Raw genomic sequence first — 25174 nt, 5'->3', positions numbered from 1 at the left:
TCAGTCCGGCACGGCACGGTAGTGCATGTTCTACGAGACGGCGGCCCGCGGGTCACGGTTCCGGGCGGTCGGGCTCCGGGGCGTCGGACTCCGGGACGGGCGAGCTCCGCGACGGGCGGGCTCCGGCACGGGCGGCCTCCGGGACGGGCGGATCGTGCGCCGTCCACATGAATGCACAGGGGTGGGCAAATCGAGGAAATGGAGGTGGTGGAGCCCTTGTGCGGGAGCGTCCGCTCACCTCACGGGGCATGCAGAATGGCAGCCATGACCACGGGTAGCCCCAGCCGCGCGGACGTGAACCGCCGCCGCATCCTCGATGTCGCGCTCGCCGAGCTGCTGCGCGACCCCGACGCGTCCATGGACCAGATCGCGCGGGCCGCGGGCGTCGTACGGCGCACGGTCTACGGGCACTTCCCGAGCCGTGAGGCGCTGATCGGGACGCTTTTCGAGGAGGCCATGGAGGCGGTGGAGGCAGCGCACGCCCGGGGCCGCGAGGGTGTCGAGGACCCCGCCGAGTCGCTGATCCGCTCGGCCCTCGCCATCTGGGAGGTCGCCGACCGCTACCGGCTGCTGGTCGGGCTCGCCCAGCGCAGCGTCACCGTCCAGGGCATCCGCGAACGGCTCACGCCCGTGCGCGACGCGTGCGCGGAGGTGCTCCAACGCGGCCTGGACCAGGGCGTGTTCGAGTCGCCGCTGACGGCGCCGGTACTCGCCTCGGTACACGAGCAGACGCTCTTCACCCTCATGGAGGCGGTGAACGACGGCCTCCTGGCAGCCGAAGAGGCGGGCCGCTCCGCCGTGATCACCGTACTGACCACGGCGGGCGTACCCGCCTCCCGCGCCACCGAACTGGTGACGAAGCTGAGCGTCTGAAGCAGCCGAAACAACTGAAGCAACTGAAGCCGCTCAAGCCGCCGAAAGAGAGGGGCCGAGCGGCCAGGTCTCGGGGGATGACCTGACCACTCGGCGCCTCGGGGGGCGCGCCCCGTTCAGGGAGGCGCGCCCGGTTCAGGAGGGGCGCCCGATTCGGCGGGCGCCCCGGAAGGTGCCCCTTCAGGGGCGCGGGGAACTGCGCGACCAGCCACGAACCACCAGCAGCCTCCGAATGACCCGCAGTTCCCGCCCCTCAGGAGGCCCCTCTCTCGGAGGCTCCTCTCAGGAGGCTCCTCTCGGGAGGTGCCTTCTCGGGAAAGCCGCCCCTCGAAAGGGCCCGCGCATCCAGCGGAGCGCCTACGCCTTGGCCAGTTCCTTCTCGCCGCCCTGCTCGGGCACCTCCACCGGGACGTCGTCCTCGTTGTCGTCCAGCAGGGTCTTCTCGTCGAACGGCAGCTCACCGGCAAGGACGCGGTTCACCCGCTCCTTGTCGACCTCACCCGTCCACGTACCGATCAGCAGCGTCGCCACCGCGTTCCCCGCGAAGTTGGTGACGGCGCGGGCCTCGCTCATGAACCGGTCGATACCGATGATCAGGCCGACCCCGTCGACCAGCGCGGGCTTGTGCGACTGCAGGCCGCTGGCCAGTACGGCGATACCGGACCCGGAGACACCGGCGGCACCCTTGGACGCGACCATCATGAAAAGCAGCAGCCCGATCTGCTGACCGACGCTCATCGGCTGGTCCATCGCGTCGGCGATGAACAGCGAGGCCATGGTCAGGTAGATCATCGTGCCGTCGAGGTTGAAGGAGTAGCCGGTCGGCACGGTGATGCCGACGACCGGGCGGCTGACCCCCAGGTGCTCCATCTTCGCGATGAGCCGCGGCAGCGCGGACTCGGACGACGAGGTGGAGACGATCAGCAGGAACTCCCGGCCGAGGTACTTCAGCAGCTGGAAGAGGTTGATCTTGGCCACCAGCTTCGTCAGCGTGCCGAGCACGATGACGATGAAGAGGGCGCAGGTGATGTAGAAGCCCAGCATGATCGTGCCCAGCGCCTTCAGCGCGTCCATGCCGGTCTCGCCGATGACGGCCGCCATGGCTCCGAAGGCACCGATGGGCGCGGCCCACATGATCATGCCGAGGATGCGAAAGACCAGCTTCTGGATGTGCTCGACCCCGCGCAGGATCGGCTGACCGCTGCGGCCCATGGCCTGCAGCGCGAAGCCCACGAGCAGGGCCACCAGCAGCGTCTGCAGGACCTGGCCCTCGGTGAAGGCCGACACGAAGGTGGTCGGGATGATCCCGAGGAGGAAGTCGACGGGCCCTTCGGCGGCGGCCTGGGCCTGGGTGTGGCCGACGCCCTTCACGGCCTCGGTCAGGTGCATCCCGCTGCCCGGGTGGATGATGTTGCCGACCACCAGGCCGATGGCCAGCGCCACGAAGGACATCACGATGAAGTAGCCGAGCGCGAGCCCGCCCACCTTGCCGACCTTGGCGGCCTTCCGTACCGAGCCGACGCCGAGCACGATCGTGCAGAAGATGATCGGCGAGATCATCATCTTGATCAGGTTCACAAAGCCCGTACCGATCGGCTTGAGCTCCACGGCGAAGTCCGGCGCGGCGAACCCGACGGCGATGCCGAGAGCCACCGCGACGATCACGGCGATGTACAGGTAATGGGTGCGGTCGCGCTTGACCGCGGGTGCGGCAGGTGCCATCTGCGGTGTGCTGGCCACGGCTGCCCTCCTTGACGACGTCGTCGGCATCATCCGGCGTGCGGCTCACGACCGGCGGGACCCGGCGTGCGGCTCACGTCCGGGGGATCCGGGAGGCGTGGACTCCCGGGGGATGCGGTGACTATCTCCCGCCTTGTGAGGGCGGTCACCCTTCCGTTCATTTAGTTCACACTTATAAGGACACCGATCGCCGGGCCCGCTCGTCGGAGCCTCCTCGAAGGAGCCTGATCAGGAGAGGCAGACTGAACGACATGCGCCTACCCCGTCTCCCGAGACCCCGCAGCCTGGCCGGCCAGCTCTTCGCCATGCAGGCCGTGCTGATCGCGGTCCTCGTCGCCGGGTACGCGCTGTTCAGCTATGTCAGCGACCGCAGCCAGGCCGAGGAGGCGGCGGGCCGCCAGGCCACGGCCGTCGCGCGGTCCGTCGCCGACGCCCCGTCCGTCCGCGCGGCCATCCACACCAGCGACCCCACGAAGGATCTTCAGCCGTACGCCCTCCAGGTGCAGCGGGACACCGGCGTGGACTTCGTGACGATCATGAACCCGCAAGGCATCCGCTGGACCCACCCCGACGAGACGCTGATCGGCAAGCACTTCCTCGGCCACATCGGCCCCGCCCTGCACGGCACATCCTTCACGGAGACCTACACCGGCAGCCTCGGCCCTTCCGTACGCGCCGTCACCCCGATCTCCGACAACGGCCACATCGTCGGTCTGGTCAGCGCCGGCATCAAGGTCGAGGCGATCACCCAGCGCGTCCAGGACCAGGTCACCGCGCTCATCGGCGTCGCGGCGGGCGCCCTGACGCTGGGCGGCATCGGCACGTACGTCATCAACGCCCGGCTGCGCCGCTCCACCCACGGCATGAACGCGGCCGAGCTCAGCCGGATGCACGACTACCACCAGGCCGCGCTGCACGCCGTACGCGAGGGGCTGCTGATGCTGGACGGGCAGTTCCGGGTGGCGCTGATGAACGACGGCGGGCGGGAGCTGCTCGGTGTGACGGACGAGGTCGTCGGCCACTCGGTGGCCGAGCTCGGGCTGCCCGCACCGCTGACGGGCGCGCTGCTGTCGGCGGAGCCACGGGTGGACGAGGTCCATCTGACCGCGTCGCGCGTGCTGGTCGTGAACACCTCCCCCGTCTCGGGAGGTGAACGCCGGGGCACCGTGGTGACCCTGCGTGACGTGACCGAACTCCAGGCGCTGATGGGCGAGTTGGACTCGGAGCGCGGCTTCACGCAGGCGCTGCGCTCGCAGGCCCACGAGGCCGCGAACCGCCTGCACACGGTGGTCTCGCTCATCGAACTGGGCCGCGCCGAGGAGGCCGTCGACTTCGCCACGGCCGAACTCGAACTGGCGCAGACGCTCACCGACCGAGTCGTCGCGGCGGTCAGCGAACCGGTCCTCGCCGCGCTGCTCCTCGGCAAGGCGGCACAGGCGAACGAGCGGGGCGTGGAGCTGGTGGTGTCCGACGACAGCGCCATCGACGACGGCCTGCTGCCCGCGTCCCTGTCCGCCCGCGACCTGGTCACCGTCCTCGGCAACCTGATCGACAACGCGGTGGACGCGGCGCAGGGCACGGTGGGCGCGCGGGTCACGGTGACGGCGTTCACGGACAAGTCCGTCCTGGTGCTGCGGGTCGCCGACACCGGGGCGGGGGTGCACCCGGCCCACGCCGAACAGGTCTTCCAGCGCGGCTGGTCCACGAAGCCGGCGGGACCCGCCGGACGCGGCCTCGGCCTCGCCCTCGTTCGCCAGGCCGTGGCCCGCCACGAGGGCACCCTGACGGTACGGGAGGCCGCCGGGGGCGGGGCGGAGTTCGAGGTGCGGTTGCCGTTGCGTACGGTGCGCTCGGCACAGGACGCCCCGGAGGAGACCGGTGGCCGGCCCGAGCCCGGGCCCGAAGCCGCCCCGTCCCAGCCCGTCCAGCCCGCCTTGCCTGGAGGCGACGTATGACCGACCCCGGTCCCATCCGCGTACTCGTCGTCGAGGACGACCCGGTCGCCGCCGACGCGCACGTCATGTACGTCGGCCGGGTGCCCGGCTTCACGGCGGTCGGCAAGGCGCACACGGGCGCGGAGGCGCGGCGCGCGCTGGACCGTACGCCGGTGGACCTGCTGCTGCTCGACCTGCACCTGCCGGACGTGCACGGACTGCAGCTCGCCCGTTCCCTCCGCGCCGCCGGCTATCACGCCGACGTGATCGCGGTGACGTCTGCGCGAGATCTGGCGGTCGTACGGGAAGGGGTCTCGCTCGGGGTCGTCCAGTACGTCCTGAAGCCCTTCACCTTCGCCACCCTGCGCGACCGCCTCGTCCGGTACGCGGAGTTCCACGCGGCGGCGGGCGAGGCGAGCGGTCAGGACGAGGTGGACCGCGCCCTGGCGACCCTGCGCGCCCCGGGCCCGGCCGCGCTCCCCAAGGGGCTCAGCGCCCCGACCCTGGAACGCGTCACCGTCGCCCTCCGCGACCGCGCCGACGGCCTGACGGCGGCCGGAGTCGCCGAGGTGGTCGGCATCTCCCGGATCACGGCCCGGCGGTATCTGGAGCACCTGGTGGAGGCGGGCCGGGCGGCACGCGCCCCGCAGTACGGGCAGGTGGGCCGACCCGAGTTGCAGTACCGCTGGGTGAAGGGCTGACCGAGGTGAGCCCTTCACCCAGGAGGGATGACGGCGCGCCCGTCCACCTTCCCGGTGTGCACGCACTCGTACGCGTGCGGTGCCTCGGCGAGCTGAGCCACCGCCCGGAGAGACACGTGCCCACCCGGATCTCTTCAGGAGGGGACCGAGCGGACCGCCCGCCGACGGTCCGGCAGGCGGGTGATCACCACGAACACCGCGAAGGCGACCAGCGCCCCGACCACGAGGCCGGGATAGTGAGCCCAGTCGGGATCGCGGGGAGCGGATGTCACGGCCCGCACAAGCCGGTCGGCGGCCCACCCGGCCGGCAGAGCGACCACGAAGGCAGGCCAGCGATGCCGCACCCCCTCGATCACGTCGTCGAGCAGGGCGAACACCGTGCTGATCACGATCACATACAGCCAGTCGCCCCACCCGAGGGCGGCGAAACCCGCCCCCACGGCGACGACGCCGAAGATCCACACCCGCGTCAGCGGCAGGATCGGCGCAGGCCCTCGCGGAACCTCCCGCGGAAGCCAGAAGAACCGGCGCACACTCTCGATGAAGGTAAAGCGGCGATCCCTGTCGTCCGACACCACGTCTCCCCCAGACATACGAGACGGACTTGTTCGCGTAGCTGATGTCAACTCGCGTCAGGGGGACCCACGGCCGCCCCGAAAGGTTGCGCGTACGACACGATCAGCACCCCCAGCCCCACCGCCGCCAGCGCCTCGACCACCGACAACACCAGTAGTCCTGGGACGACTTGACCACTTCCCCAATACACGACGAGCCCCCCGAGCGGCACGACACAGAACGCGAGCAGATCGACCCCGCACTGGATGACCTTGCGCGAGGCCCGCCGCGCGTCCCCGCGATGAGCGTTCTCCCACCCCAAGGTGGCCTCGATCCCGGCGATTTCAGCCATCCGAGGCCCCAACTTGCCTCGTACATAGGCCCCGATCGCGGAGATCTTCTCGTCGTTGACGAGATACGTCCACCCGAGAACGACGCACACCGGCGGAAGGGCGAGCAACATGGATGTCTGCTTGGCCTGCGCCGCCGCGGCGACGACGGCGGCCACGACGGCGAGGGTCACGTACAGCAGGTTGTCCCGAAACCCGATCCGCGCCTTCTGCTCATCCTTGACACTCTGATACTCGACGAGCAGCAACTGCCCCTCGGTGACAGGCTGTTCCGGCACGAAGTCCTCCGTCTCCCGCGCTCAACATCTGCTCTGCACAAGCGACTTGGCAGTACCGTATGAGTGTGCCGGAGACAAAACCCACCGTCGTGGTCCTTACCGCACTTCCTTGCGAGTACGCGGCCGTGCGAAAGCACCTGACGGAGGCCGAGGAACTGGAACACCCCGAGGGGACACGGGTGGAGCGGGGCCGGCTCCCCGGCACCCCCTGGTACGTGGCCGTGGCCGAGCTGGGCGAAGGTGCCCTGAACGCCGCCGTGCTCACCGAGCGCGTCGTGGCCTGGCTGCGCCCGGAGGCCTTGCTGTTCGTCGGAGTGGCGGGCGCTCTCAAGGACGACATCAAGATCGGGGATGTCGTGGTCGGCACGAGGGTGTACGGAATCCACGGCGGCAAGCAGACCCCCGAGGGCTTCCTCGTGCGCCCCGAGGCCTGGCGCTCCTCGCACCGCCTGGAACAGGCCGCCCGCTTCGCCCTGCGGGGCAAGGTGCACCTGAAGCCGATCGCGGTGGGCGATGTCGTACTGGCCGACTCCAAGTCGGCGATCGCCGCGCACATCCGGCATCACTTCAACGACGCCGCCGCCATCGAGATGGAGGGGTCCGGGGTCGCCCACGCGGCTCATCTCAGCAGTCGGTTGGACACCCTGGTGATCCGGGGAATCAGCGACTGCGCCGACGTCGGCAAGGCAGGGTCCGACGCGTCGGGATCCCAGCCACGCGCCGCCGACGCGGCAGCCTCAGCGGCGGTCGCCATCCTCGGCAAACACCGCCCGGCCACAGGACGGACGGCCGGCTCCGGCATCTCCGGCGACCCCCAGGAGGGCTCCTTTCGCCGCTCCCCACGCCACAGTGACCACCTCGACCTCCGGGACAGCGCGCTGGAGGGGTCCCGTGCCGGTGAGCCGGTGGGCGGCCAAGCCCCGACGCAGGTCTCCATGTCCCACAGGCCAGGAGAGCCGGAGCGCGACTCCCACAGGCCGGCAGAGCCGGAGCGCGACGTGGGGCACGCTCATGGCCCGGTGCCGGTCGCGACGGCCGATCTTCCCGCCGCGCCCGCCGGATTCACCGGCCGGGAGGACGACCTGGCGCGGCTCCTCCCCGTCCTGGACCCCTCGGCCGACACCGAGTCACCTGTAGTGATCTGCGCGGTCTCAGGCCTTGGCGGCATCGGTAAGACCGCTCTGGCGTTGCACGCCTCCCACAAGGCGGTCGCCCACGGCTGGTTCCCCGGCGGCACTCTCTTCGTCGATCTGCGCGGCTATGACGACGACCCCGTCACAGCCGACCAGGCTCTACTCGCTCTTCTCGACGCGTTTGGCGTGCGCGGCAACAGCCTGCCGCAGACCACAGCGGCCCAGTACGCGCTCTACCGCACACTGCTCACCCAGCAGCCCCGTCCGATGTTGCTGCTCCTCGACAACGCCTCGGACCCGGCCCAGCTGACACCGCTCCTGCCCGGCACCGATCGTCACCGGGTTCTGATCACCTCACGTCACCGGCTGACCGATCTGCCCGCGCGCCTGATCGACCTCGACACTCTGACTCCGTCCGCCGCCGCCGGCCTCATCACCAAATCGCTGCGGCTGAGCGACGACCGCGACGACCGGCCCGCCCAAGAGCCCGCCGCCCTCGCGGAACTGGCCGTGGTGTGCGGAAACCATCCACTGGCCCTCCAGATCGCCGCGGCCATGTTGCGCAGACGCCGATACCGCACCATCGGCTCATTGGTCACCGACATCCGCGCGACCACCGACCCCACGGCCACGCTGGCCCTTCGCCCGATATTCGACCTGGCCTACACCCGGCTGCCGGAAGCGCAGGCCAGGTTGCTGCGCCTCCTGGCGCTGGCCCCGACCGCCGAGGTCGACAGCGGTGCGGCCGGGGCATCATGCGGCGCCACGCCCGAGCAGACCCTCCCCCTTCTGGAGGAGCTGGCGGCCAGCCGCCTCGTGACCCCCGTCCCGTCGTCCGGGCTGGTGCGGTGGCGGTTGCACGACTTGGTGCGGGCGTATGCGGCAGCTGTCGTGGCAAGCGACCCCTCGTTGACGGAGGAGGGCGAAACCGCCAGAGGAAACATGCTGAGCTTCTACCTGAGCCGGACGGAGGCCGCCGACAATCACATGCGGTGGCTGCCGGGGAACCCGGTGCCGAATCTGTTCGACGACCGCCCCGCGGCGCTCGCCTGGCTGGACGCGGAGCGCGCGAACCTCGTCGCGGCAACGCAGTGGGCAGCGGACGACCGTCACGCGCTCGCCGCCACCGACATCGCCCTGACGCTGGGTGCCTACCTGGACTGGCGCCGGTACTTCGACGACTACGTGACAGTCAGTCAAGCCGCGCAGCAGGCCGCCCGGCGCCGGGACGACCGTGACCGCGAAGGCGTGGCCTGGAACCAGCTCGGCTACGCCCTTCGAGGGTCAGGCCAGGTCATGGAGGCCATCGAGGCGCACACGCGCGCCCGCGACCTGCACCGAGCCGCCGGCGACCGCAATCGCGAAGCGGGAGCCTGGAACAGCCTGGGCCTCGCTCTGCGCACGGCGGGCCGGAGTGCGGAAGCCATCGAAGCGCACACACGCGCCCGCGACCTGCACCACGCGACAGGAGACCTCAATCGCGAGGGCATGGCGTGGAACCATCTCGGCCTCGCCCTGCGGAAGGCGGGGCGGACCGAGGAGGCGCTGCATGCCCACATGTGCGCCCGCGACCTGCACCGGGCCACAGGGGACCGGCACCGCGAAGGTATGGCCTGGTACCACGTGGGCCTGGCTCTGCAGGAGACGGGCCGGACCGAGGAAGCCATCGAGGCCTACAGAAAGGACCTCGAGATCTGCAGGGAGTTCTCCGACTGGTACGGCGCGGGACAGACGCTGACCGCTCTCGGCAGAATCCACGATTCCGCGGGCCGCCCCACCGAGGCCCGCGTCGCCTGGCTCGAGGCGGTCGAGGCGTTCAACCGGGCGGGGGCTTCGTCGCAGGCTGCCCAGGTCCAAGTCACTGCAGAGTCATTGACCTGACATCCGCACACCTCTTAGGTTCACCGAGCAGACAACTCGGCTCGGCCGACAACGATGTCGGTCAGTAGGAGGTCGTGCCCGTGCGCCCCACCGCCGCCCCACTTTTTCTCGCGACTCTGCTCACCGCCACCGCGCTCACCGCCTGCGGTTCGGGATCCGGGAGCGATCCGGACACCGTGAAGATCTCCTTCAAACAGTCCACGGACAACTCGATCAGGGTGATGGACACCTACCTGGGCCAGATGAAGAAGGAGTTCGAGAAGGCGAACCCGGGGAAGAAGGTCGAACTCGTCCCGATCAAGGCTCCGGACTCCGAGTACTACACGAAGCTCCAGCAGATGCTGAGGTCGCCCAAGACGGCGCCCGATCTGGTCTACGAGGACACGTTCCTGATCAACTCGGACATCACCAGCGGGTATTTGAAGCCGCTCGACTCCTACCTCGACAAGTGGCCGGACTGGGGTCAGTTCATCGACACGGCGAAGTCCGCGGCCAAGGCGCAGGACGGGAAGACGTACGGAGTTCCGGACGGGACGGACACGCGGGGGCTCTGGTTCGACAAGGCGATCTTCAAGAAGGCGGGCCTGCCGAGCGACTGGCAGCCGAAGACATGGGACGACGTGCTGAGCGCCGCGCGCGCCATCAAGGCGAAGGTCCCCGGTGTCACGCCCCTGAACGTCTACACCGGCAAGCCCGCCGGCGAGGCCGCCACCATGCAGGGCTTCGAGATGCTGCTGTACGGGACGGGCGACGGGACGACGGACCCCCTGTACGACACGGCATCGAAGAAGTGGATCGCCGGGAGCCAGGGCTTCAAGGACGCCCTCACCTTCGTGGAGACGGTCTACAAGGAGAAGCTCGGCCTCGATGTCGCCGACGCCCTGGACCCCAACATCCAGACGCGCATCCGCGGTGAGCTGCTGCCCCAGGGCAAGCTCGGCATCAACCTCGACGGCAGCTGGCTCCCGCAGGACTGGCTGAAGGGCTCCGGCCACGAATGGCCCGAGTGGTCGCAAAAGCTCGGCCTCGCCTCCATGCCCACCCAGCACGGCCAGGCCCGCGGCAAGGTGAGCATGTCCGGCGGCTGGACCTGGTCGATCCCCGCCAAAGCGGCCAACCCCGACCTGGCCTTCAAGTTCATCGAGACGATGCAGACCAAGGCGAACGCCCAGAAGTGGTACATCGCCAACTCCGGTATCGCGGTGCGCAAGGACGTGGCCGCCGATCCCGCGTACGTGCAGGCGCAGCCCGGCATCAAGTTCTTCACGGACCTGGTCGCGAGCACGCACTACCGGCCCGCGTACCCGGCGTACCCGAAGGTCTCGACCGCCATCCAGGAGGCGATGGAGGGCGTGACGACGGGCGACAGCTCGGTCGACAAGGCGGCGAGCGGCTACGACGAGGAACTGAAGACGGCCACCGACAACCAAGTGATCAAGAAGTGAGCGTGGGTACGCGGGCGGCTTCTCCGGTCCGCCCGGTGGGTACGAAGGTCGCTCCGCCGCGCCGGGGAGGCCACCTGCGCTCCCTGACCCGCGCGCTCCCGCTCGCCCCGGCCGTGGTTCTCCTGCTCCTCTTCCTCGCGGGCCCGATCGCCTACTGCGCGTACATCGCCTTCACGGACCTGCAGTTGACGGGCCAGGCCCACTCGTCCTTCGTCGGCTTCGACAACTTCCGGGCCGCGTTCAAGGACGACGCGTTCCTCAACGCCGTCTGGCTGACCCTGGTGTTCACGGTGCTGTCGTCACTGGTCGGCCAGAACACCCTGGGGCTGGCACTGGCCGCGCTGATGCAGCGCGCGTCGAAGCCGGTCCGCACGCTGGTCGGCGGAATCGTGATCACGGCGTGGGTCCTGCCGGAGGTGGTCGCGGGCTTCCTGCTGTACGCCTTCTTCCGCCGCGAAGGCACTTTGAACGCCATCCTCGACTGGCTCCATCTCCCCTCCCAGAACTGGATGTTCACGCTGCCGATCCTGGCGGTGTCGTTCGCGAACGTGTGGCGGGGGACGGCCTTCTCGATGCTGGTCTATTCGGCGGCGCTGAACGAGATCCCGAAGGAGATCACGGAGGCGGCGGAGGTGGACGGGGCAGGCGGCTGGCGACGGATGTGGCACATCACCCTGCCGATGATTCGCCGCTCCATCGGCACGAACCTGATGCTGAACACCCTGCAGACCCTGTCCGTCTTCGGCCTGATCTGGGTGATGACGCGCGGCGGGCCGGGAAATCGCAGCCAGACCCTCCCTCTCTTCATGTACGAGCAGGCCTTTCAGAAGAGCATGATCGGGTACGGGACTGCGGTGGCGCTCCTGCTGCTGGTCGTCGGCTCGCTGTTCTCGGCGGTGTACATGCGGCTGCTGCGGACGGAGGTCTGACATGTCGGGACGTACGACTCCGAGGTCCCGCCGCACCCAGCGCCGGCTCGCCGCCGACGCCGGGCTCCTCGTGGTGGCGGCCGCGTTCGCACTGCCGCTCGCCTGGGTGGTCCTGTCGTCGCTGGACGCGCACGCCGACCTGAAGGTGAAGGTGCCGGACGGTGTCACCCTGGCCAACTTCGACGCCGTACTGAAGCCGGACATCACGTTCACCCCGCTCCTCAACAGCCTGATCCTGTGCGGGGGCGGAACGCTGCTCACGGTGGTGTGCGCGGCGCTGGCGGCGTATCCGCTGTCCCGCTTCCGCTCGCGTCTCAACCGCCCTTTCCTGCTGACGATCCTCTTCGCGACGAGTCTGCCGATCACCGCGATCATGGTCCCGGTGTACGCGCTGTTCGTACAGGTCAATCTGATCGACACCATGCAGGGCACGATCTTCTTCTTCGCGGCTTCTCAGCTTCCCTTCGCCATCTGGCTGATGAAGAACTTCATGGACGGCGTCCCGAAGGAGCTGGAGGAGGCGGCCTGGACGGACGGAGCGTCGTCGTTCCAGTCGCTGATGCGGATCGTGCTGCCGCTGATGGGGCCGGGCGTGGCCGTGGTGACGGTCTTCTCGTTCGTGATGATGTGGGGGAACTTCTTCGTCCCGTTCATGCTGCTGCTCACTCCGGACCAGATGCCGGCGTCCGTGAGCATCAATGAGTTCTTCGGAAATCGGGGGATGGTGGTGTACGGGCAGCTGGCGGCGTTCTCGGTGATCTATTCGACGCCGGTGCTGGTTCTGTATGTGCTGGTGGCGAGGCGGTTGGGTGGGGGGTTCGCCCTGGGTGGGGCCGTCAAGGGATGAGAAGCCCGGGGGCTGTGGGGCCCGGGTCACGTGTCGCTCCGTACGCTCCCGCCACCGGGGCCCGTGGCTGAAACCGTATGTTCCTACAATCTGTGATTGTGGCTGAGCAGACCGTAGTCAGCGCTGTCTCGGACCCATACTTTGTGCGCGTGCACCGACCGCAGGCCCAACAGCCCACCCCGCCCTTCAACGCCCCGGCCGCCCGCAGACTGCGGGCGGCGCTCGGAATGGGGCCCGAGCATGTCGCGTACGGGATGAGAGCCTCGTACGGGCTGCCGTACGTCACTCCCGACCTCGTCGCCGCCTGGGAGCGCGGGATCACCTCGCCGAGCGCGCCCGAGCTCACCGCCCTCGCCGGCGTGCTGTGGTGCTCGCCCGGCGAGCTCATCGGCGCGCCCCGCACGCTGCGCGAACACCGCATCTCCCGCGGCCTCGCCCAGGAGGACGTCGCCCGCGCCGTCGGCCTGGAGCTCCTCGCGTACCAGCGGATGGAGGAGACGGACCAGTGGCGCGGCAACGAGCGGCAGTCGGCCGCGCTCGCCGACATCCTCGAACTCTCGCTGCCCGACTTCATCACCGTGACGGGACGCGACGACAAGCTCGCGGAGCTGCTGCGCAGCGCGATGACGACGCGCTGGCAGGCGTATGTGCGGCCGGTCGGGAGGATGGTTCCCCTGGACCGCCACCTCCTGGAGGACGTCCTCCAGGAGATGCACACGGACTATCAGGGGCAGATGGTCGCCAGTCTGAGCTGGGGCGGCGGCTCGGCCGCCACCGACTCCAGCGACTCCGGCCGGGAGTTCCTCGACCGGATCGTCGATCACTTCTGGTCGATGGTCCAGAAGAGTACGAACTGAGGATTCGTAGGAAAGTGAAGTACGTACTGAAGGATTCAAAGGATTCGGAGGAGTGACCCACAGCCGGCCGGGGTCAGAACACCGACTCCGCCTCGTCCATCCGGTCCTTCGGCACCGTCTTCAGCTCGGTGACGGCCTCGTGGAGCGGCACCATCTTGATGTCCGTGCCGCGCAGCGCCGTCATCTTGCCGAATTCGGCCCGGTGGGCCGCCTCCACCGCGTGCCATCCGAACCGCGTCGCCAGCACCCGGTCGTACGCCGTCGGCGTGCCGCCGCGCTGGATGTGGCCGAGGATGACCGGCTTGGCCTCCTTGCCGAGGCGGCGCTCCAGCTCGTACGCGAGGGCCGCGCCGATGCCCTGGAAGCGCTCGTGGCCGAACTGGTCGATCGCGCCGTGGCCGTAGTCCATGGTGCCCTCGATGGGGTGGGCGCCCTCGGCGACGCAGATGACCGCGAACTTCTTGCCGCGGGCGAAGCGCTCCTCGACCATCGCCACCAGGTCGGACGGGTCGAAGGGGCGCTCGGGCAGGCAGATGCCGTGGGCGCCGGCGGACATCCCGGACTCCAGGGCGATCCAGCCGGCGTGCCGGCCCATGACCTCGACGACCATCACGCGCTGGTGGGATTCGGCCGTCGTCTTCAGACGGTCCATGGCCTCCGTGGCCACGCCCACCGCCGTGTCGAAGCCGAAGGTGCGGTCCGTGGACGAGATGTCGTTGTCGATCGTCTTGGGGACACCGACGACCGGGAGACCCGCGTCGGACAGCATGCGTGCCGCCGTCAGCGTGCCCTCGCCGCCGATCGGGATGAGCACGTCGATGCCGAATTCGCGGGCCATGTCCTGGGCGTTCTCGCAGGCCTCGCGAAGCCGGTCGCGCTGCAGACGGGAGGAGCCGAGGATGGTGCCGCCGCGGGCGAGGATGCCGCTGACCGCGTCGAGGTCGAGGGTACGGAAGCGGCCTTCGAGCAGTCCGGCGTAGCCGTCCTCGAAGCCGATGACCTCGTCCCCGAAGTTGGTGACCGCTCGGTGCACGACCGATCGGATCACTGCGTTCAGGCCCGGGCAGTCGCCGCCTGCGGTGAGAACTCCGATGCGCATCGTGCTGTGTCTCCTGCTCGCTGTTGGGACCGGTGAGCCGATCCGATTGTTTCACGGCCCGCGGGGCGCCGCTGTTTCCCTGTCCGCGGGGCACCGCCGCCTCCCTCCGCCCCACCAGGGCGTTTGTCCTGGCGGGCGCCCTAGCTACCCGCAGAGGTATTGTCAAGAGGGTTCTGCTCACCCCGGCGGGCTATTTTTTCGCGCCACAAAGAGCCCACGAAGACCCCACGAAGAGCCCAGAACAACGCCCCACAAGAACGCCCACAAGAACGTCCGCAGGAACGCCTTCGAAGAACCCGGCCGCCACGAGCACACCGGCACGGCGGCACAGCCGCCAGGAACACCCAGGCAACCCCAGCGACGAAACGGATGGAGAGCACGCGTGACGCGCAGCGTGTACGTGACCGGGATCGACCGCGGCGACGGCCGCCAGGTCGTCGAGCTGGGGGTCATGGAGCTCCTGACCCGCCAGGTCGACCGGGTGGGGGTGTTCCGTCCGCTCGTGCACGACGGCCCCGACCGGCTCTTCGAGCTGCTCCGCGCCCGCTACCGGCTGGCGCAGGACCCGGCGACGGTGGACGGCATGGACTACCACGAGGCGTCCGCGCTCCAGGCCGAGCAGGGGGCGGACGAGCTGGTCTCCTCCCTGGTGAACCGCTTCCACGCGGTCGCCCGGGACTACGACGTCGTCCTCGTGCTCGGCACCGACTACGCCGACACCCAGTTCCCCGACGAGCTGGCGCTCAACGCCCGGCTGGCGAACGAGTTCGGCGCGTCGGTCATCCCGGTGGTCGGCGGCCGGGGCCAGACCGCCGAGTCCGTCCGCGCCGAGACCCGCAACGCCTACCGTGCGTACGACGGTCTGGGCTGCGACGTGCTCGCCATGATCGTGAACCGGGTGGCGGCGGCCGACCGCGCCGGAATCCTCGAGCGGTTCGACTCCCGGCTCCCCGTGCCCTGTTACGTGCTGCCCGACGAGCCCGCGCTCTCCGCGCCCACGGTCGCGCAGATCACCCACGCCCTGGGCGGCAAGGTGATCCTCGGCGACGACGCGGGCCTGGCCCGGGACGCGCTCGACTTCGTCTTCGGCGGCGCGATGCTGCCGAACTTCCTGAACGCCCTGACCCCGGGATGTCTCGTGGTCACCCCGGGCGACCGCGCCGACCTCGTCGTCGGCTCGCTCGCCGCGCACAGCGCGGGCACCCCGCCCATAGCCGGCGTCCTGCTCACCCTGAACGAGACGCCGAGCGACGAGATCCTCACCCTCGCCGCCCGCCTCGCCCCCGGCACCCCGGTCGTCTCGGTGGCCGGGAACTCCTTCCCGACCGCGGCCGAGCTGTTCGGCCTCGAAGGGAAGTTGAACGCCGCCACGCCCCGCAAGGCGGAGACGGCCCTCGGCCTCTTCGAGCGGTACGTGGACACCGGTGACCTCCTCAAGCGGGTCTCGGCGCCCAGCAGCGGCCGGCTCACCCCGATGATGTTCGAGCACAAGCTCCTGGAGCAGGCCCGCTCCGACAAGCGCCGTGTCGTCCTCCCCGAGGGCACCGAGGAGCGCGTCCTGCACGCCGCCGAGGTGCTGCTGCGCCGGGGCGTCTGCGACCTGACGCTGCTCGGGCCCGTCGACCGGATCCGCAAGAAGGCCGCCGACCTCGGCATCGACCTCGGCGCCACCCAGCTCATCGACCCGCAGACCTCCGAACTGCGGGATTCCTTCGCCGAGAAGTACGCCCAGCTGCGCGCCCACAAGGGGGTCACGGTCGAGCTGGCGTACGACGTCGTCGCCGACGTGAACTACTTCGGCACGCTGATGGTCCAGGAGGGTCTCGCCGACGGCATGGTGTCGGGTTCGGTGCACTCCACGGCCGCCACCATCCGGCCCGCCTTCGAGATCATCAAGACCAAGCCGGACTCCAAGATCGTGTCGTCCGTCTTCTTCATGTGCCTCGCCGACAAGGTCCTCGTCTACGGCGACTGCGCCGTGAACCCCGACCCGAACGCCGAGCAGCTCTGCGACATCGCCATCCAGTCGGCCGCCACCGCCGAGCAGTTCGGCGTCGAACCCCGGATCGCGATGCTGTCGTACTCGACGGGTACGTCCGGTTCCGGCGCCGACGTCGACAAGGTGCGCGAGGCGACCGAGCTGGTGCGACTGCGCCGCGGCGACCTGCAGATCGAGGGGCCGATCCAGTACGACGCCGCCGTCGAGCCCTCCGTCGCGGCGACCAAGCTGCCGGACTCGGAGGTCGCCGGACAGGCGTCCGTGCTGATCTTCCCGGACCTCAACACCGGCAACAACACCTACAAGGCCGTGCAGCGCTCGGCCGGCGCGATCGCCGTCGGCCCGGTCCTCCAGGGCCTGCGCAAGCCCGTCAACGACCTGTCCCGCGGCGCACTCGTCCAGGACATCGTCAACACCGTGGCCATCACGGCGATCCAGTCCCAGACCCCCGACCAGAAAGCCTCCCAGCAGTGAGCGCCACCTCCGCCACCCGCGTCCTCGTCCTCAACTCCGGTTCCTCGTCGGTGAAGTACCAGCTGCTCGACATGCGCGACAGCTCCCGGCTCGCGGTCGGTCTGGTGGAGCGGATCGGCGAGGAGACCTCCCGGCTGAAACACACGCCGCTGACCGGCGGTCCGTCCCGCGAGCAGATCGGCCCGATCGCCGACCACGGGGCCGCCCTGAAGGCCGTGGCGACGGAGCTGGCCGCGGACGGTCTCGGTCTGGACTCCCCCGAGCTGGCGGCGATCGGCCACCGGGTCGTGCACGGCGGGAAGTACTTCACCGACCCCACCGTCGTCGACGACGCCGTCCTCGCCGAGATCGAGCGGCTGATCCCGGTGGCGCCGCTGCACAACCCGGCGAACCTCACCGGCATCCGCACCGCGATGGCGCTGCGCCCTGACCTCCCCCAGGTCGCCGTCTTCGACACCGCCTTCCACACGACGATGCCGGAGTCGGCCGCGCGCTACGCGATCGACGTGAAGACCGCCGACGAGCACCGGATCAGGCGGTACGGGTTCCACGGCACCTCGCACGCGTATGTGTCCCGGGCGACCGCCCAGCTGCTGGGCAAGGCCCCGCAGGACGTGAACCTCATCGTGCTGCACCTGGGCAACGGAGCGTCCGCGACGGCCGTACGGGGCGGACGTTGCGTGGACACCTCCATGGGGCTCACGCCCTTGGAAGGGCTCGTGATGGGTACGCGCTCCGGTGACATGGATCCGGCGGTCATCTTCCATTTGATGCGTGTTGGCGGAATGTCCACCGACGAGATCGACACTCTTCTCAACAAGAAGAGCGGCCTGATCGGCCTGTGCGGCGACAACGACATGCGCGAGATCCGCCGTCGTGTCGATGAGGGTGACGAGCAGGCACAGCTCGCCTTCGACATCTACATTCACCGCTTGAAGAAGTACATCGGCGCCTACTACGCGGTCCTCGGCCGGGTGGACGCCATCGCCTTCACCGCCGGAGTCGGGGAGAACGCCGCCCCGGTGCGCGAGGCCGCGATCGCCGGCCTGGAGGAACTGGGCCTCGCGGTCGACGGCGACCTGAACGCCGTACGCGGCGACGAGCCGCGGCTCATCTCGCCGCCGTACGCGCGGGTCGCGGTCGCGGTGGTGCCGACGGACGAGGAACTGGAGATCGCCACACAGACGTATGCGCTGGTCGGAAAGAACGCCGGAAAGAGCCACGCCTGAGCGCACGGCCGCCCATTTGTATTTTCCACCAGACGGAATATTCCGCAGCGAAACAAACCGATAGGATCGCCCCATGCGCCGTTCGAAAATCGTCTGTACTCTCGGCCCCGCGGTCGACTCCCACGAAAAGCTCATCGCGCTGATCGAAGCCGGCATGAATGTGGCCCGCTTCAACTTCAGCCACGGCACGCACGCCGAGCACCAGGGGCGGTACGACCGCGTCCGGGCCGCCTCGGCCGAGACCGGCAAGGCCATCGGTGTGCTCGCCGACCTCCAGGGCCCGAAGATCCGGCTGGAGACCTTCGCCGAGGGCCCCGTCGAGCTGGAGCGTGGTGACGAGTTCACCATCACCACCGAGGACGTGCCCGGCGACAAGACCATCTGCGGCACGACCTACAAGGGTCTGCCCGGTGACGTCTCCAAGGGCGACCCGATCCTGATCAACGACGGCAACGTCGAGCTGAAGGTCGTCGAGGTCGACGGCCCCCGGGTCAAGACGGTCGTCATCGAGGGCGGCGTGATCTCCGACCACAAGGGCATCAACCTGCCCGGCGCGGCCGTGAACGTGCCGGCGCTGTCCGAGAAGGACATCGAGGACCTCCGCTTCGCCCTGAAGATGGGCTGCGACATGGTCGCGCTGTCCTTCGTCCGCGACGCCAACGACGTGAACGACGTCCACAAGGTGATGGACGAGGAGGGCCGCCGGGTCCCCGTCATCGCCAAGGTGGAGAAGCCGCAGGCGGTCGACAACATGGAGGGCGTCGTCGCGGCCTTCGACTCCGTCATGGTGGCCCGTGGCGACCTGGCCGTCGAGTACCCGCTGGAGAAGGTCCCGATGGTGCAGAAGCGCCTCGTGGAGCTGTGCCGCCGCAACGCCAAGCCGGTGATCGTCGCGACCCAGATGATGGAGTCGATGATCACCAACTCCCGCCCCACGCGCGCCGAGGCGTCCGACGTCGCCAACGCGATCCTCGACGGCGCCGACGCGGTCATGCTGTCCGCCGAGTCGTCCGTGGGCGCGTACCCGGTCGAGACGGTCAAGACGATGTCGAGGATCGTCGTGGCGGCCGAGGAGGAGCTCCTCTCCAAGGGCCTGCAGCCGCTGGTCCCCGGCAAGAAGCCGCGCACGCAGGGCGGTTCGGTCGCCCGCGCCGCCTGCGAGATCGCCGACTTCCTCGGCGGCAAGGGCCTGGTGGCCTTCACCAAGTCCGGTGACACCGCCCGCCGGCTGTCCCGCTACCGCGCGCTCCAGCCGATCCTGGCCTTCACCACGGACGAGGGCACCCGCAACCAGCTGACGCTGAGCTGGGGCGTCGAGTCCCACGTCGTGCCGTTCGTGAACAGCACCGACGAGATGGTCGACCTGGTCGACCACGAGCTCCAGAAGCTCAAGCGCTTCAACGAGGGCGACGTCGTCGTCATGACCGCCGGTTCGCCTCCCGGCGTCCCCGGCACGACCAACATGGTCCGGGTGCACCACCTGGGCGAGAGCGGCCGCCCCTGACCCCGCGCGGTCCTCGTACGCCGCTGAGGGCGCCCCCTGCTTGCAGGGGGCGCCCTCAGCGTGTTGCGGCTCCCGGACGGGCTCTGGGGCGCTCAGTCGGTCTGGTACGAGTGCAGCCCGGGTACGGTCAGAGACCCGCCGAACTGGCCGGCCTGGACGACCTTCACCTTGGTGAAGTAGATCAACGGGATGTTCAGCGGCGGAGGGTTGTCCGGGCTGAACGTGATCGGGATCAGACCGAACAGGTTCCCGGAGATGCTCTCCGTGTACATGACCGTGTCGCCGTCGCGGATGGTGGACGTCGAGCCACTGGCCGCCTGCACGTGGTAGGTCTTGCCGGACTGCTTGTCCTTCACCGTCTGGTGCAGGTCACCGATGTCCGTGCCACCGGAGATCACGTACTTCAGGACCTTCTTGGTCGACCCGTTGGCCGTCTTGACCTTCACGACGCCCTGGTAGTCGGCGCCCTTGAGCAGCAGCGAGCTGGCGTCCAGGTACCAGGGGTCGTCGGGCAGCGTCACCGGGTTGTCGACGCCGCCCTGGTCGTCGGTGGCGACCGGGCACCCCGAGGCGTCCGTGCCGGAGCTCGCGGAGGGGCTCGGGGACGCGGTGGCCGCGTCGGCTGCCGCCTTCACCTTCTTGGTGGCGTCCGAGGCCGCCTTGGACGCGGTGTCGGTGGTGTCCTTCACCGTGTCCTTGACCGTCTCGGTGACCTTGTCGGTCGTGTCCTTGACGGTGTCGGAGGCGCTGCCGGAGCTGCCCTTGCTCGCGCTCGGCGAAGCGGAGGCGGACGCGGAGGCGGACGCGGACGGCGTCGGGCTGGAGGAGCTCTTAGAAGAGCCGCCGCCCGTGAGGATGCCGCCGATCGCGTCGCCGATGGTGTCCAGGACGTTGCCGCTGCTCGCGGACGCCGAGGGGGCCGGCGTGGACGACGTACCGCTGCCGGAGGACTTGTCCGACGACTTGTCCGACGTGCTCGCGGAGGACGAGGAGGCCGACGGCGTGGGCTCGGCCTTGTCGTCGGAACCTGAATCCGACGAAGAGGACGTGCCCGAGGACGCCGAGGGGGTCGGCGTGGCCTTGTCGGTGGACTCGCTCGCGCTCGGTGAGGCCGAGTCGGAAGCGGAGGCGGAGGGCGACGCCGAGTCCGACGCGTTCGCGCCGTCCACGGCCTCGACGCACTTCTGGTACTCGTCGGCCGTGAGGCTCTTGGAGGTCGGGTGGTCCTCGGCCTGCGCGAGCGTCGGGGTGAGGCCCATCCCCATCAGGACCGCGGTGGGCATGGCGGCAAGGGCGATCGCCTTGCCGGCCGGCACGTGGAATCTGGTGAACAGCGGCTTCCTGGGGGCCGCGTGGCGCGGCCCGGTTCTCACACGGGACTCGTCCACATCAGTCCCGTGGGTCACCTCGTCAGCCGGCACTGTGCCTCCCGTTCGCCCCGTTGCTCGGGCTCGTTCCTGACAGATCGTTCGGCTCAGCCGGACCGTTCGCGGCCGCCGCAGGCCCGGCCGCCGCGCTGTCCACGCTCGGGTAGGGCTCACCCTTGCCGACGGGCTCGGGCGCGGCCTGCTCCTCGGCGGGATCAGCCGGCACCCAGGAGACGGCCATCGCGCCGCCGATCATGGCGAACAGGAAGCCGATGAGGAAGCCACCGAGGTTGGCCACCGGGATGGACACCAGAGCCAGCAGAATCGCCGCGACCCCGGCGAAGGTCCGTACGTGCTTCTGGAACCAGAGACTGATGCCCAGCACGACGAGCAGCACGCCGATGATCAGGGAACCCGCGCCCGCGGTGGTGGCCATCGCGAGCGTCAGATGGCCGATCTGGAGGTTCGCATACGGGAAGTAGGCAATGGGTCCACCGCCGAGCAGAACGAACAGACCGGCCCAGAACGGGCGTTCACCCCTCCAGGTTCGGAAGTTCCGCCGGAAGACCCGGAGGTAGTGCTCGTTCTGGCCGGGCGCGGCAGGAGTCTCGGCGCTCATGGAAAACAGCTCCCTGGAACGGCTTGCTGTGAGAAGTACGCGTAAGGCGTGTGCGTACGGAGGTAAGGAGCGGGGCGGGCGAAGCAGCCGGGGCCCCCTCGCCCGCCCCTGGAGTGCCTAGTAGCACTCCTTGACGCCCTTGGACAGCGACATCTTCAGGCCGCTGAGCTTGAACGTGCCGGCGGTGGTCGCCCACGCCGTCTGCTTGACGTTGCTCAGGTCGGCCGAGTCGGCCTGCTGGGCGAACCCGTACGGGTTGGCCGCGTCACCCTTGGCGATGCCCGGACCCTTGCTGGCGTCCTTGGCCGCAACACCGATGTCGATGTTGTGGAACGTCGCGTTGGCCTCGAGGTCCTCGACGTCGATGTACAGGTTCTCGGCCTGGACCGGCGTACCACCGCCGCCCGCCTTCAGGATCAGGCTGACCGATCCGAGCAGCGGGATGTCCGGGGTGACCACCGACTGGCACATGTTGGTGATCGACGCGGACTTGAACGCCGAGACCGCGACGGGGTGAGCCGTCTTCTTACCGTCGAGGGTGTACCCCGAGTCGATGGCTCCGTACTGCGAGAAACCTTCGCCGTGGAGCTGGTCCGCCGTCACCTTGAACGACTGACCGGAAACGCTGAACGACGCGGCGAGAGCGCCCTGCGCGAGGGCGACACCTATCGCTGCCGTGGCGGCCACGCTGGGCACCATCACGACGGCGAACCGCTTCCATCTGGTCCCGCCACGCACCTGGGACTCCATATTTCCTCCTTCTCGGACGTACATCTCCTGGCCCTGACTGCCCCATGACGGCGGCTCAGCCGGGCAGGGATGGGAGAAGTGCTACGTCCTCGGGAAGGAGAGCGCCCGTACTCGGAGGCGCTAAGAGCACCCGAATCACCGGCGATCACCCCCGAGCGACAACCACTGGTCGCGCCTGACACGCATCACGCACAACCTGCTGGACAGGCTCTGCCGAACGGCAAAGACCCCCCTGCCCAAGAGCCGACGCCACTGCCGTCGGCTCTACTCGGTGGGGACCCAGAAAACCCCTTGACCCGATTGGCTGTCGGAGTAGGGGGGAATGGACCGAGCGTCGCCGATCGTGGTGCATTCTCGCCGCCCGCACAAGGGGGTTCGTTACTCGCTAGTAACGGCCGGATAACCGAACAACGACCCGGCGGTATCGGTCGGCGACGCAGGGTGGCAGCACCCCGGTGGACAAAAACATTGATCTTTGGACGGAATCCGACAGATCGACGCCTCTGACTTACTCCAAGTAACAGCGGCCGCGTTTACCAAGTTTTGGTAAAGCGCGGCCACATGTCGCCTCGTCTGCCAATCTTTCACCTGGGCATCACAAGCCCCGGCGTTTAGGAACTGGTCAGGACACCGGTCGCGGCGCCGATCAGGGCACCGGTCAGAACAGGGCCCTGGCGAGCGCCCGGCGTGCCGCGATCACCCGCGGATCGTCGGCCCCGACCACCTCGAAGAGCTCGAGCAGCCGCAGTCGTACGGCGTCACGGTCGTCGCCCGCCGTCCGCCGCACCGTGTCGATGAGCCGTCCGAACGCGTCTTCGACGTGGCCGCCCACCAGGTCCAGGTCGGCGGCGGTGATCTGCGCCGGTACGTCGCCGGGCTTCTCGGCGGCGTCCTTGCGCACCTGCTGCGGATCGACGCTCTGCACCCGCTGGAGCAACTCGGCCTGGGCGAGTCCCAGTTTGGCCTCCGTGTTGCCCGGGTCGTCGCTCAGTACGTTCTTGTACGCCTGGACGGCACCGCCCAAGTCACCCGCGTCCAGGGCCTGAACGGCGGCCTCGAGGAGCGCGTCGTACGGGCCGGCCGGCACCTCGGGCGCCGCGGGGGCGCTGCCGGGCTCGGCGTCGGGGTCGACGACGAGGCCGGTGAGGCCGAAGCGCTGCTCGGCGACCTCGATCAACTGGTCGAGGGTCCCGCGGATCTGGGCCTCGCCGGCGGCCCCCTGGAAGAGCGGCAGAGCCTGCCCCGCGACAACGGCGAAGACGGCCGGGATCCCCTGGATCCCGAACTGCTGCATCAGCATCTGATTGGCGTCGACGTCCACCTTGGCCAGGACGAACCGCCCGTTGTACTCAAGGGCCAGCCGCTCCAGTACCGGGCTCAGCTGCTTGCACGGCTCGCACCACTCGGCCCAGAAGTCGATGACGACCGGTACCTCGGTGGAGCGCTGAAGGACGTCGCGCTCGAAACCGGCTTCGTCGACGTCGATCACGAGGCTGGCGGGAGACACGGCCCCGCTCCCGTCCCCGCCGCCCTGCCTGGCCGCTTCGGCGCGCGCCTGCTCCGCCTTCGCCTTGGCCTCCTGGGCCGCCTTCACCGCGGCGAGGTCGACGACTCCGCTCATGGACATGTTCCGTGGCTGCATGAGTACATCCTCCCCCTTCTGTGCGCGCGCGTGAAAAGTGTTCCGAAAGCCAGGCGTTTTACGACGTGATGCGTGATGTTCGGCGCCGGGTCCCCACCTGGCGCCAGTGGTTGTCGCTCGCGCACGGGTCAGGGTGCACGAGCTTTCGCTACGGGTCGTAGCGTAACTGCCTCGGGGCATCCCCGTGTGCCATCCCCCGGTGATCTCCCTCACGGCTTCACAGAACCGCCGGATATGGCCGCCGAGCCACCTCAGACATGGCCGGATAGGGTCGCTGAATGCAGAGTCGCACTTCCGCCCCCCGTCCGGGGCGCCCGCGCAGTGCCGCCGCGGACGCCGCGATCCTGGAGGCGACCCGCGCGGCACTGGTCGAACTGGGCTGGTCCAAGCTGACGTTGGGGGATGTCGCGACCCGCGCCGGGGTCGCCAAAACGACCCTCTACCGGCGCTGGGCGGGCAAGAACGAGCTCGTGGTGGACGCGGTGGCGGTCCTCTTCGACGAGCTGGAGCTCCCCGACCGGGGCAGTCTGGCCGCCGACATCGAGGGCGTGGTGCTCCAGTTCGCGGCGATCCTGGGCCGCCCGGAGGCGAAGACGGCCCTGATGGCGGTGGTGGCGGAATCCACCCGCGACGAGCCGCTGCGCGAACGCATCCGTACGTCGATCGTCGACCGTCAGAAGTGCCTGGTCCTGGAGGGCCGGGCGCGCGCCACGGCCCGCGGCGAACTCCCGCCGGAGTCCGACCCGGCCGCCGCCGCGCGCACCGCCGACCTGATCTTCGACATGGTCGCGGGAGCGGTCGTCCACCGCACCCTCGTCAGCGCCGAACCCGCGGACGAGGAGTGGGTCCGCGCCTTCACCCAAGTCCTCCTGCTGGGCCTGAGGGGCGCGACGGCCGAGGCCTGAACGCCCCCGCTCCTCGAACGCGGTAGTGGCTTAATACTCAGCCTCTCCGGCTTTCGAGAACGG

At 69.3% G+C, this 25174-nt stretch carries 20 protein-coding genes; 12 read left to right on the top strand and 8 right to left on the bottom strand.

Translation table 11 applies throughout. The features are described 5' to 3' along the window. The first annotated feature begins 255 nt into the window (after positions 1-255). The gene (locus tag ACFVXA_RS32610) at positions 256-873 is read left to right on the top strand and encodes a TetR/AcrR family transcriptional regulator (protein WP_390028054.1); all 618 of its coding nucleotides are present in this window, start codon (positions 256-258) and stop codon (positions 871-873) included. Between the two features lie 357 nt (positions 874-1230). Here ACFVXA_RS32610 and ACFVXA_RS32605 read toward each other — a convergent pair whose 3' ends face one another. Then, a complete protein-coding gene (locus ACFVXA_RS32605; protein ID WP_383747646.1) occupies positions 1231-2595 on the bottom strand; it encodes a cation:dicarboxylate symporter family transporter in 1365 nt (454 codons plus the stop codon). 269 nt (positions 2596-2864) lie between these two features. Between ACFVXA_RS32605 and ACFVXA_RS32600 the strand changes: the two genes are divergently transcribed. Both ACFVXA_RS32600 and ACFVXA_RS32595 read left to right on the top strand, forming a co-directional pair. After that, entirely contained in the window at positions 2865-4568 is a 1704-nt protein-coding gene (locus ACFVXA_RS32600) for an ATP-binding protein (RefSeq protein ID WP_384400877.1), read from the top strand. Continuing rightward, positions 4565-5248, top strand: a complete 684-nt coding sequence (locus ACFVXA_RS32595; RefSeq protein WP_362033340.1) for a response regulator — start codon at positions 4565-4567, stop codon at positions 5246-5248. Before ACFVXA_RS32600 ends, ACFVXA_RS32595 begins: the two co-directional genes overlap by 4 nt. A gap of 134 nt (positions 5249-5382) precedes the next feature. Here the strand turns inward: ACFVXA_RS32595 and ACFVXA_RS32590 are convergent, their stop codons facing one another. Both ACFVXA_RS32590 and ACFVXA_RS32585 read right to left on the bottom strand, forming a co-directional pair. Next, entirely contained in the window at positions 5383-5823 is a 441-nt protein-coding gene (locus ACFVXA_RS32590; protein WP_362033343.1) for a hypothetical protein, read from the bottom strand. Between the two features lie 47 nt (positions 5824-5870). Next, positions 5871-6431: a hypothetical protein gene (locus ACFVXA_RS32585; protein WP_362033346.1), complete on the bottom strand. Its 561-nt coding sequence runs from the start codon at positions 6429-6431 to the stop codon at positions 5871-5873. A 65-nt stretch (positions 6432-6496) separates the two neighbouring features. On the opposite strand from ACFVXA_RS32585, the gene ACFVXA_RS32580 reads away from it, so the two are divergent. From ACFVXA_RS32580 to ACFVXA_RS32560, 5 genes are all read left to right on the top strand, one after another. Continuing rightward, positions 6497-9445: a tetratricopeptide repeat protein gene (locus tag ACFVXA_RS32580; RefSeq protein ID WP_390028053.1), complete on the top strand. Its 2949-nt coding sequence runs from the start codon at positions 6497-6499 to the stop codon at positions 9443-9445. 74 nt (positions 9446-9519) lie between these two features. After that, positions 9520-10890, top strand: coding sequence for an extracellular solute-binding protein (locus ACFVXA_RS32575; protein WP_390028052.1), 1371 nt, complete (start codon positions 9520-9522; stop codon positions 10888-10890). 35 nt (positions 10891-10925) lie between these two features. Then, complete coding sequence (locus ACFVXA_RS32570; protein WP_362033352.1) at positions 10926-11819, top strand: sugar ABC transporter permease; 894 nt, start codon at positions 10926-10928, stop codon at positions 11817-11819. Position 11820: 1 nt separating this feature from the next. Continuing rightward, positions 11821-12666: a carbohydrate ABC transporter permease gene (locus tag ACFVXA_RS32565; RefSeq protein ID WP_383747632.1), complete on the top strand. Its 846-nt coding sequence runs from the start codon at positions 11821-11823 to the stop codon at positions 12664-12666. A gap of 227 nt (positions 12667-12893) precedes the next feature. Further along, positions 12894-13523 (top strand): XRE family transcriptional regulator, encoded by a 630-nt coding sequence (locus ACFVXA_RS32560; protein ID WP_383747648.1) that lies wholly within the window; start codon positions 12894-12896, stop codon positions 13521-13523. 73 nt (positions 13524-13596) lie between these two features. Here the strand turns inward: ACFVXA_RS32560 and ACFVXA_RS32555 are convergent, their stop codons facing one another. After that, positions 13597-14622 carry an ATP-dependent 6-phosphofructokinase gene (locus tag ACFVXA_RS32555; RefSeq protein WP_362033358.1) on the bottom strand — a complete coding sequence of 342 codons (1026 nt, stop codon included), beginning with the start codon at positions 14620-14622 and terminating at the stop codon, positions 13597-13599. 382 nt (positions 14623-15004) lie between these two features. On the opposite strand from ACFVXA_RS32555, the gene pta reads away from it, so the two are divergent. From pta to pyk, 3 genes are all read left to right on the top strand, one after another. After that, positions 15005-17095 (top strand): phosphate acetyltransferase, encoded by a 2091-nt coding sequence (pta, locus tag ACFVXA_RS32550; protein ID WP_362033361.1) that lies wholly within the window; start codon positions 15005-15007, stop codon positions 17093-17095. Beyond that, positions 17092-18324 (top strand): acetate kinase, encoded by a 1233-nt coding sequence (locus tag ACFVXA_RS32545; RefSeq protein ID WP_390028051.1) that lies wholly within the window; start codon positions 17092-17094, stop codon positions 18322-18324. Before pta ends, ACFVXA_RS32545 begins: the two co-directional genes overlap by 4 nt. A 73-nt stretch (positions 18325-18397) precedes the next feature. Beyond that, on the top strand, positions 18398-19828 hold the full coding sequence (pyk, locus tag ACFVXA_RS32540; protein WP_362033367.1) for a pyruvate kinase: 1431 nt from the start codon (positions 18398-18400) through the stop codon (positions 19826-19828). Positions 19829-19920: 92 nt separating this feature from the next. On the opposite strand, the gene ACFVXA_RS32535 is transcribed toward pyk, so the two are convergent. The 4 genes from ACFVXA_RS32535 to ACFVXA_RS32520 all read right to left on the bottom strand — a co-directional run bounded on the left by ACFVXA_RS32535 (position 19921) and on the right by ACFVXA_RS32520 (position 24206). Continuing rightward, complete coding sequence (locus tag ACFVXA_RS32535; protein ID WP_362033370.1) at positions 19921-21249, bottom strand: hypothetical protein; 1329 nt, start codon at positions 21247-21249, stop codon at positions 19921-19923. Beyond that, entirely contained in the window at positions 21239-21814 is a 576-nt protein-coding gene (locus ACFVXA_RS32530; RefSeq protein WP_362033373.1) for a DUF6114 domain-containing protein, read from the bottom strand. Before ACFVXA_RS32530 ends, ACFVXA_RS32535 begins: the two co-directional genes overlap by 11 nt. A gap of 117 nt (positions 21815-21931) precedes the next feature. Continuing rightward, a complete protein-coding gene (locus ACFVXA_RS32525) occupies positions 21932-22564 on the bottom strand; it encodes a DUF6230 family protein (RefSeq protein ID WP_362033376.1) in 633 nt (210 codons plus the stop codon). 658 nt (positions 22565-23222) lie between these two features. Next, the gene (locus ACFVXA_RS32520; protein WP_362033379.1) at positions 23223-24206 is read right to left on the bottom strand and encodes a tetratricopeptide repeat protein; all 984 of its coding nucleotides are present in this window, start codon (positions 24204-24206) and stop codon (positions 23223-23225) included. A gap of 278 nt (positions 24207-24484) precedes the next feature. Between ACFVXA_RS32520 and ACFVXA_RS32515 the strand changes: the two genes are divergently transcribed. Beyond that, entirely contained in the window at positions 24485-25111 is a 627-nt protein-coding gene (locus tag ACFVXA_RS32515; RefSeq protein WP_362033382.1) for a TetR/AcrR family transcriptional regulator, read from the top strand. The last annotated feature ends 63 nt before the right edge of the window (positions 25112-25174 follow it).

The sequence above is a fragment of the Streptomyces sp. NPDC058246 genome, assembly GCF_042881985.1.
In the GTDB taxonomy this organism is placed as follows: domain Bacteria; phylum Actinomycetota; class Actinomycetes; order Streptomycetales; family Streptomycetaceae; genus Streptomyces.
This window is presented reverse-complemented; position numbering and strand designations above follow the sequence as displayed.

What these genes read in the sequence shown, in the direction of transcription:
- pyk (WP_362033367.1), top strand. Translation starts at nt 18,398, where the DNA reads ATGCGCCGTTCGAAAATCGTCTGTACTCTCGGCCCCGCGGTCGACTCC.
- ACFVXA_RS32565 (WP_383747632.1), top strand. Translation starts at nt 11,821, where the DNA reads ATGTCGGGACGTACGACTCCGAGGTCCCGCCGCACCCAGCGCCGGCTC.
- ACFVXA_RS32530 (WP_362033373.1), bottom strand. Translation starts at nt 21,814, where the DNA reads ATGAGCGCCGAGACTCCTGCCGCGCCCGGCCAGAACGAGCACTACCTC.
- ACFVXA_RS32555 (WP_362033358.1), bottom strand. Translation starts at nt 14,622, where the DNA reads ATGCGCATCGGAGTTCTCACCGCAGGCGGCGACTGCCCGGGCCTGAAC.
- ACFVXA_RS32610 (WP_390028054.1), top strand. Translation starts at nt 256, where the DNA reads ATGGCAGCCATGACCACGGGTAGCCCCAGCCGCGCGGACGTGAACCGC.
- ACFVXA_RS32600 (WP_384400877.1), top strand. Translation starts at nt 2,865, where the DNA reads ATGCGCCTACCCCGTCTCCCGAGACCCCGCAGCCTGGCCGGCCAGCTC.
- ACFVXA_RS32605 (WP_383747646.1), bottom strand. Translation starts at nt 2,595, where the DNA reads ATGGCACCTGCCGCACCCGCGGTCAAGCGCGACCGCACCCATTACCTG.
- ACFVXA_RS32595 (WP_362033340.1), top strand. Translation starts at nt 4,565, where the DNA reads ATGACCGACCCCGGTCCCATCCGCGTACTCGTCGTCGAGGACGACCCG.
- ACFVXA_RS32520 (WP_362033379.1), bottom strand. Translation starts at nt 24,206, where the DNA reads ATGCAGCCACGGAACATGTCCATGAGCGGAGTCGTCGACCTCGCCGCG.
- ACFVXA_RS32560 (WP_383747648.1), top strand. Translation starts at nt 12,894, where the DNA reads ATGGGGCCCGAGCATGTCGCGTACGGGATGAGAGCCTCGTACGGGCTG.
- ACFVXA_RS32525 (WP_362033376.1), bottom strand. Translation starts at nt 22,564, where the DNA reads ATGGAGTCCCAGGTGCGTGGCGGGACCAGATGGAAGCGGTTCGCCGTC.
- ACFVXA_RS32515 (WP_362033382.1), top strand. Translation starts at nt 24,485, where the DNA reads ATGCAGAGTCGCACTTCCGCCCCCCGTCCGGGGCGCCCGCGCAGTGCC.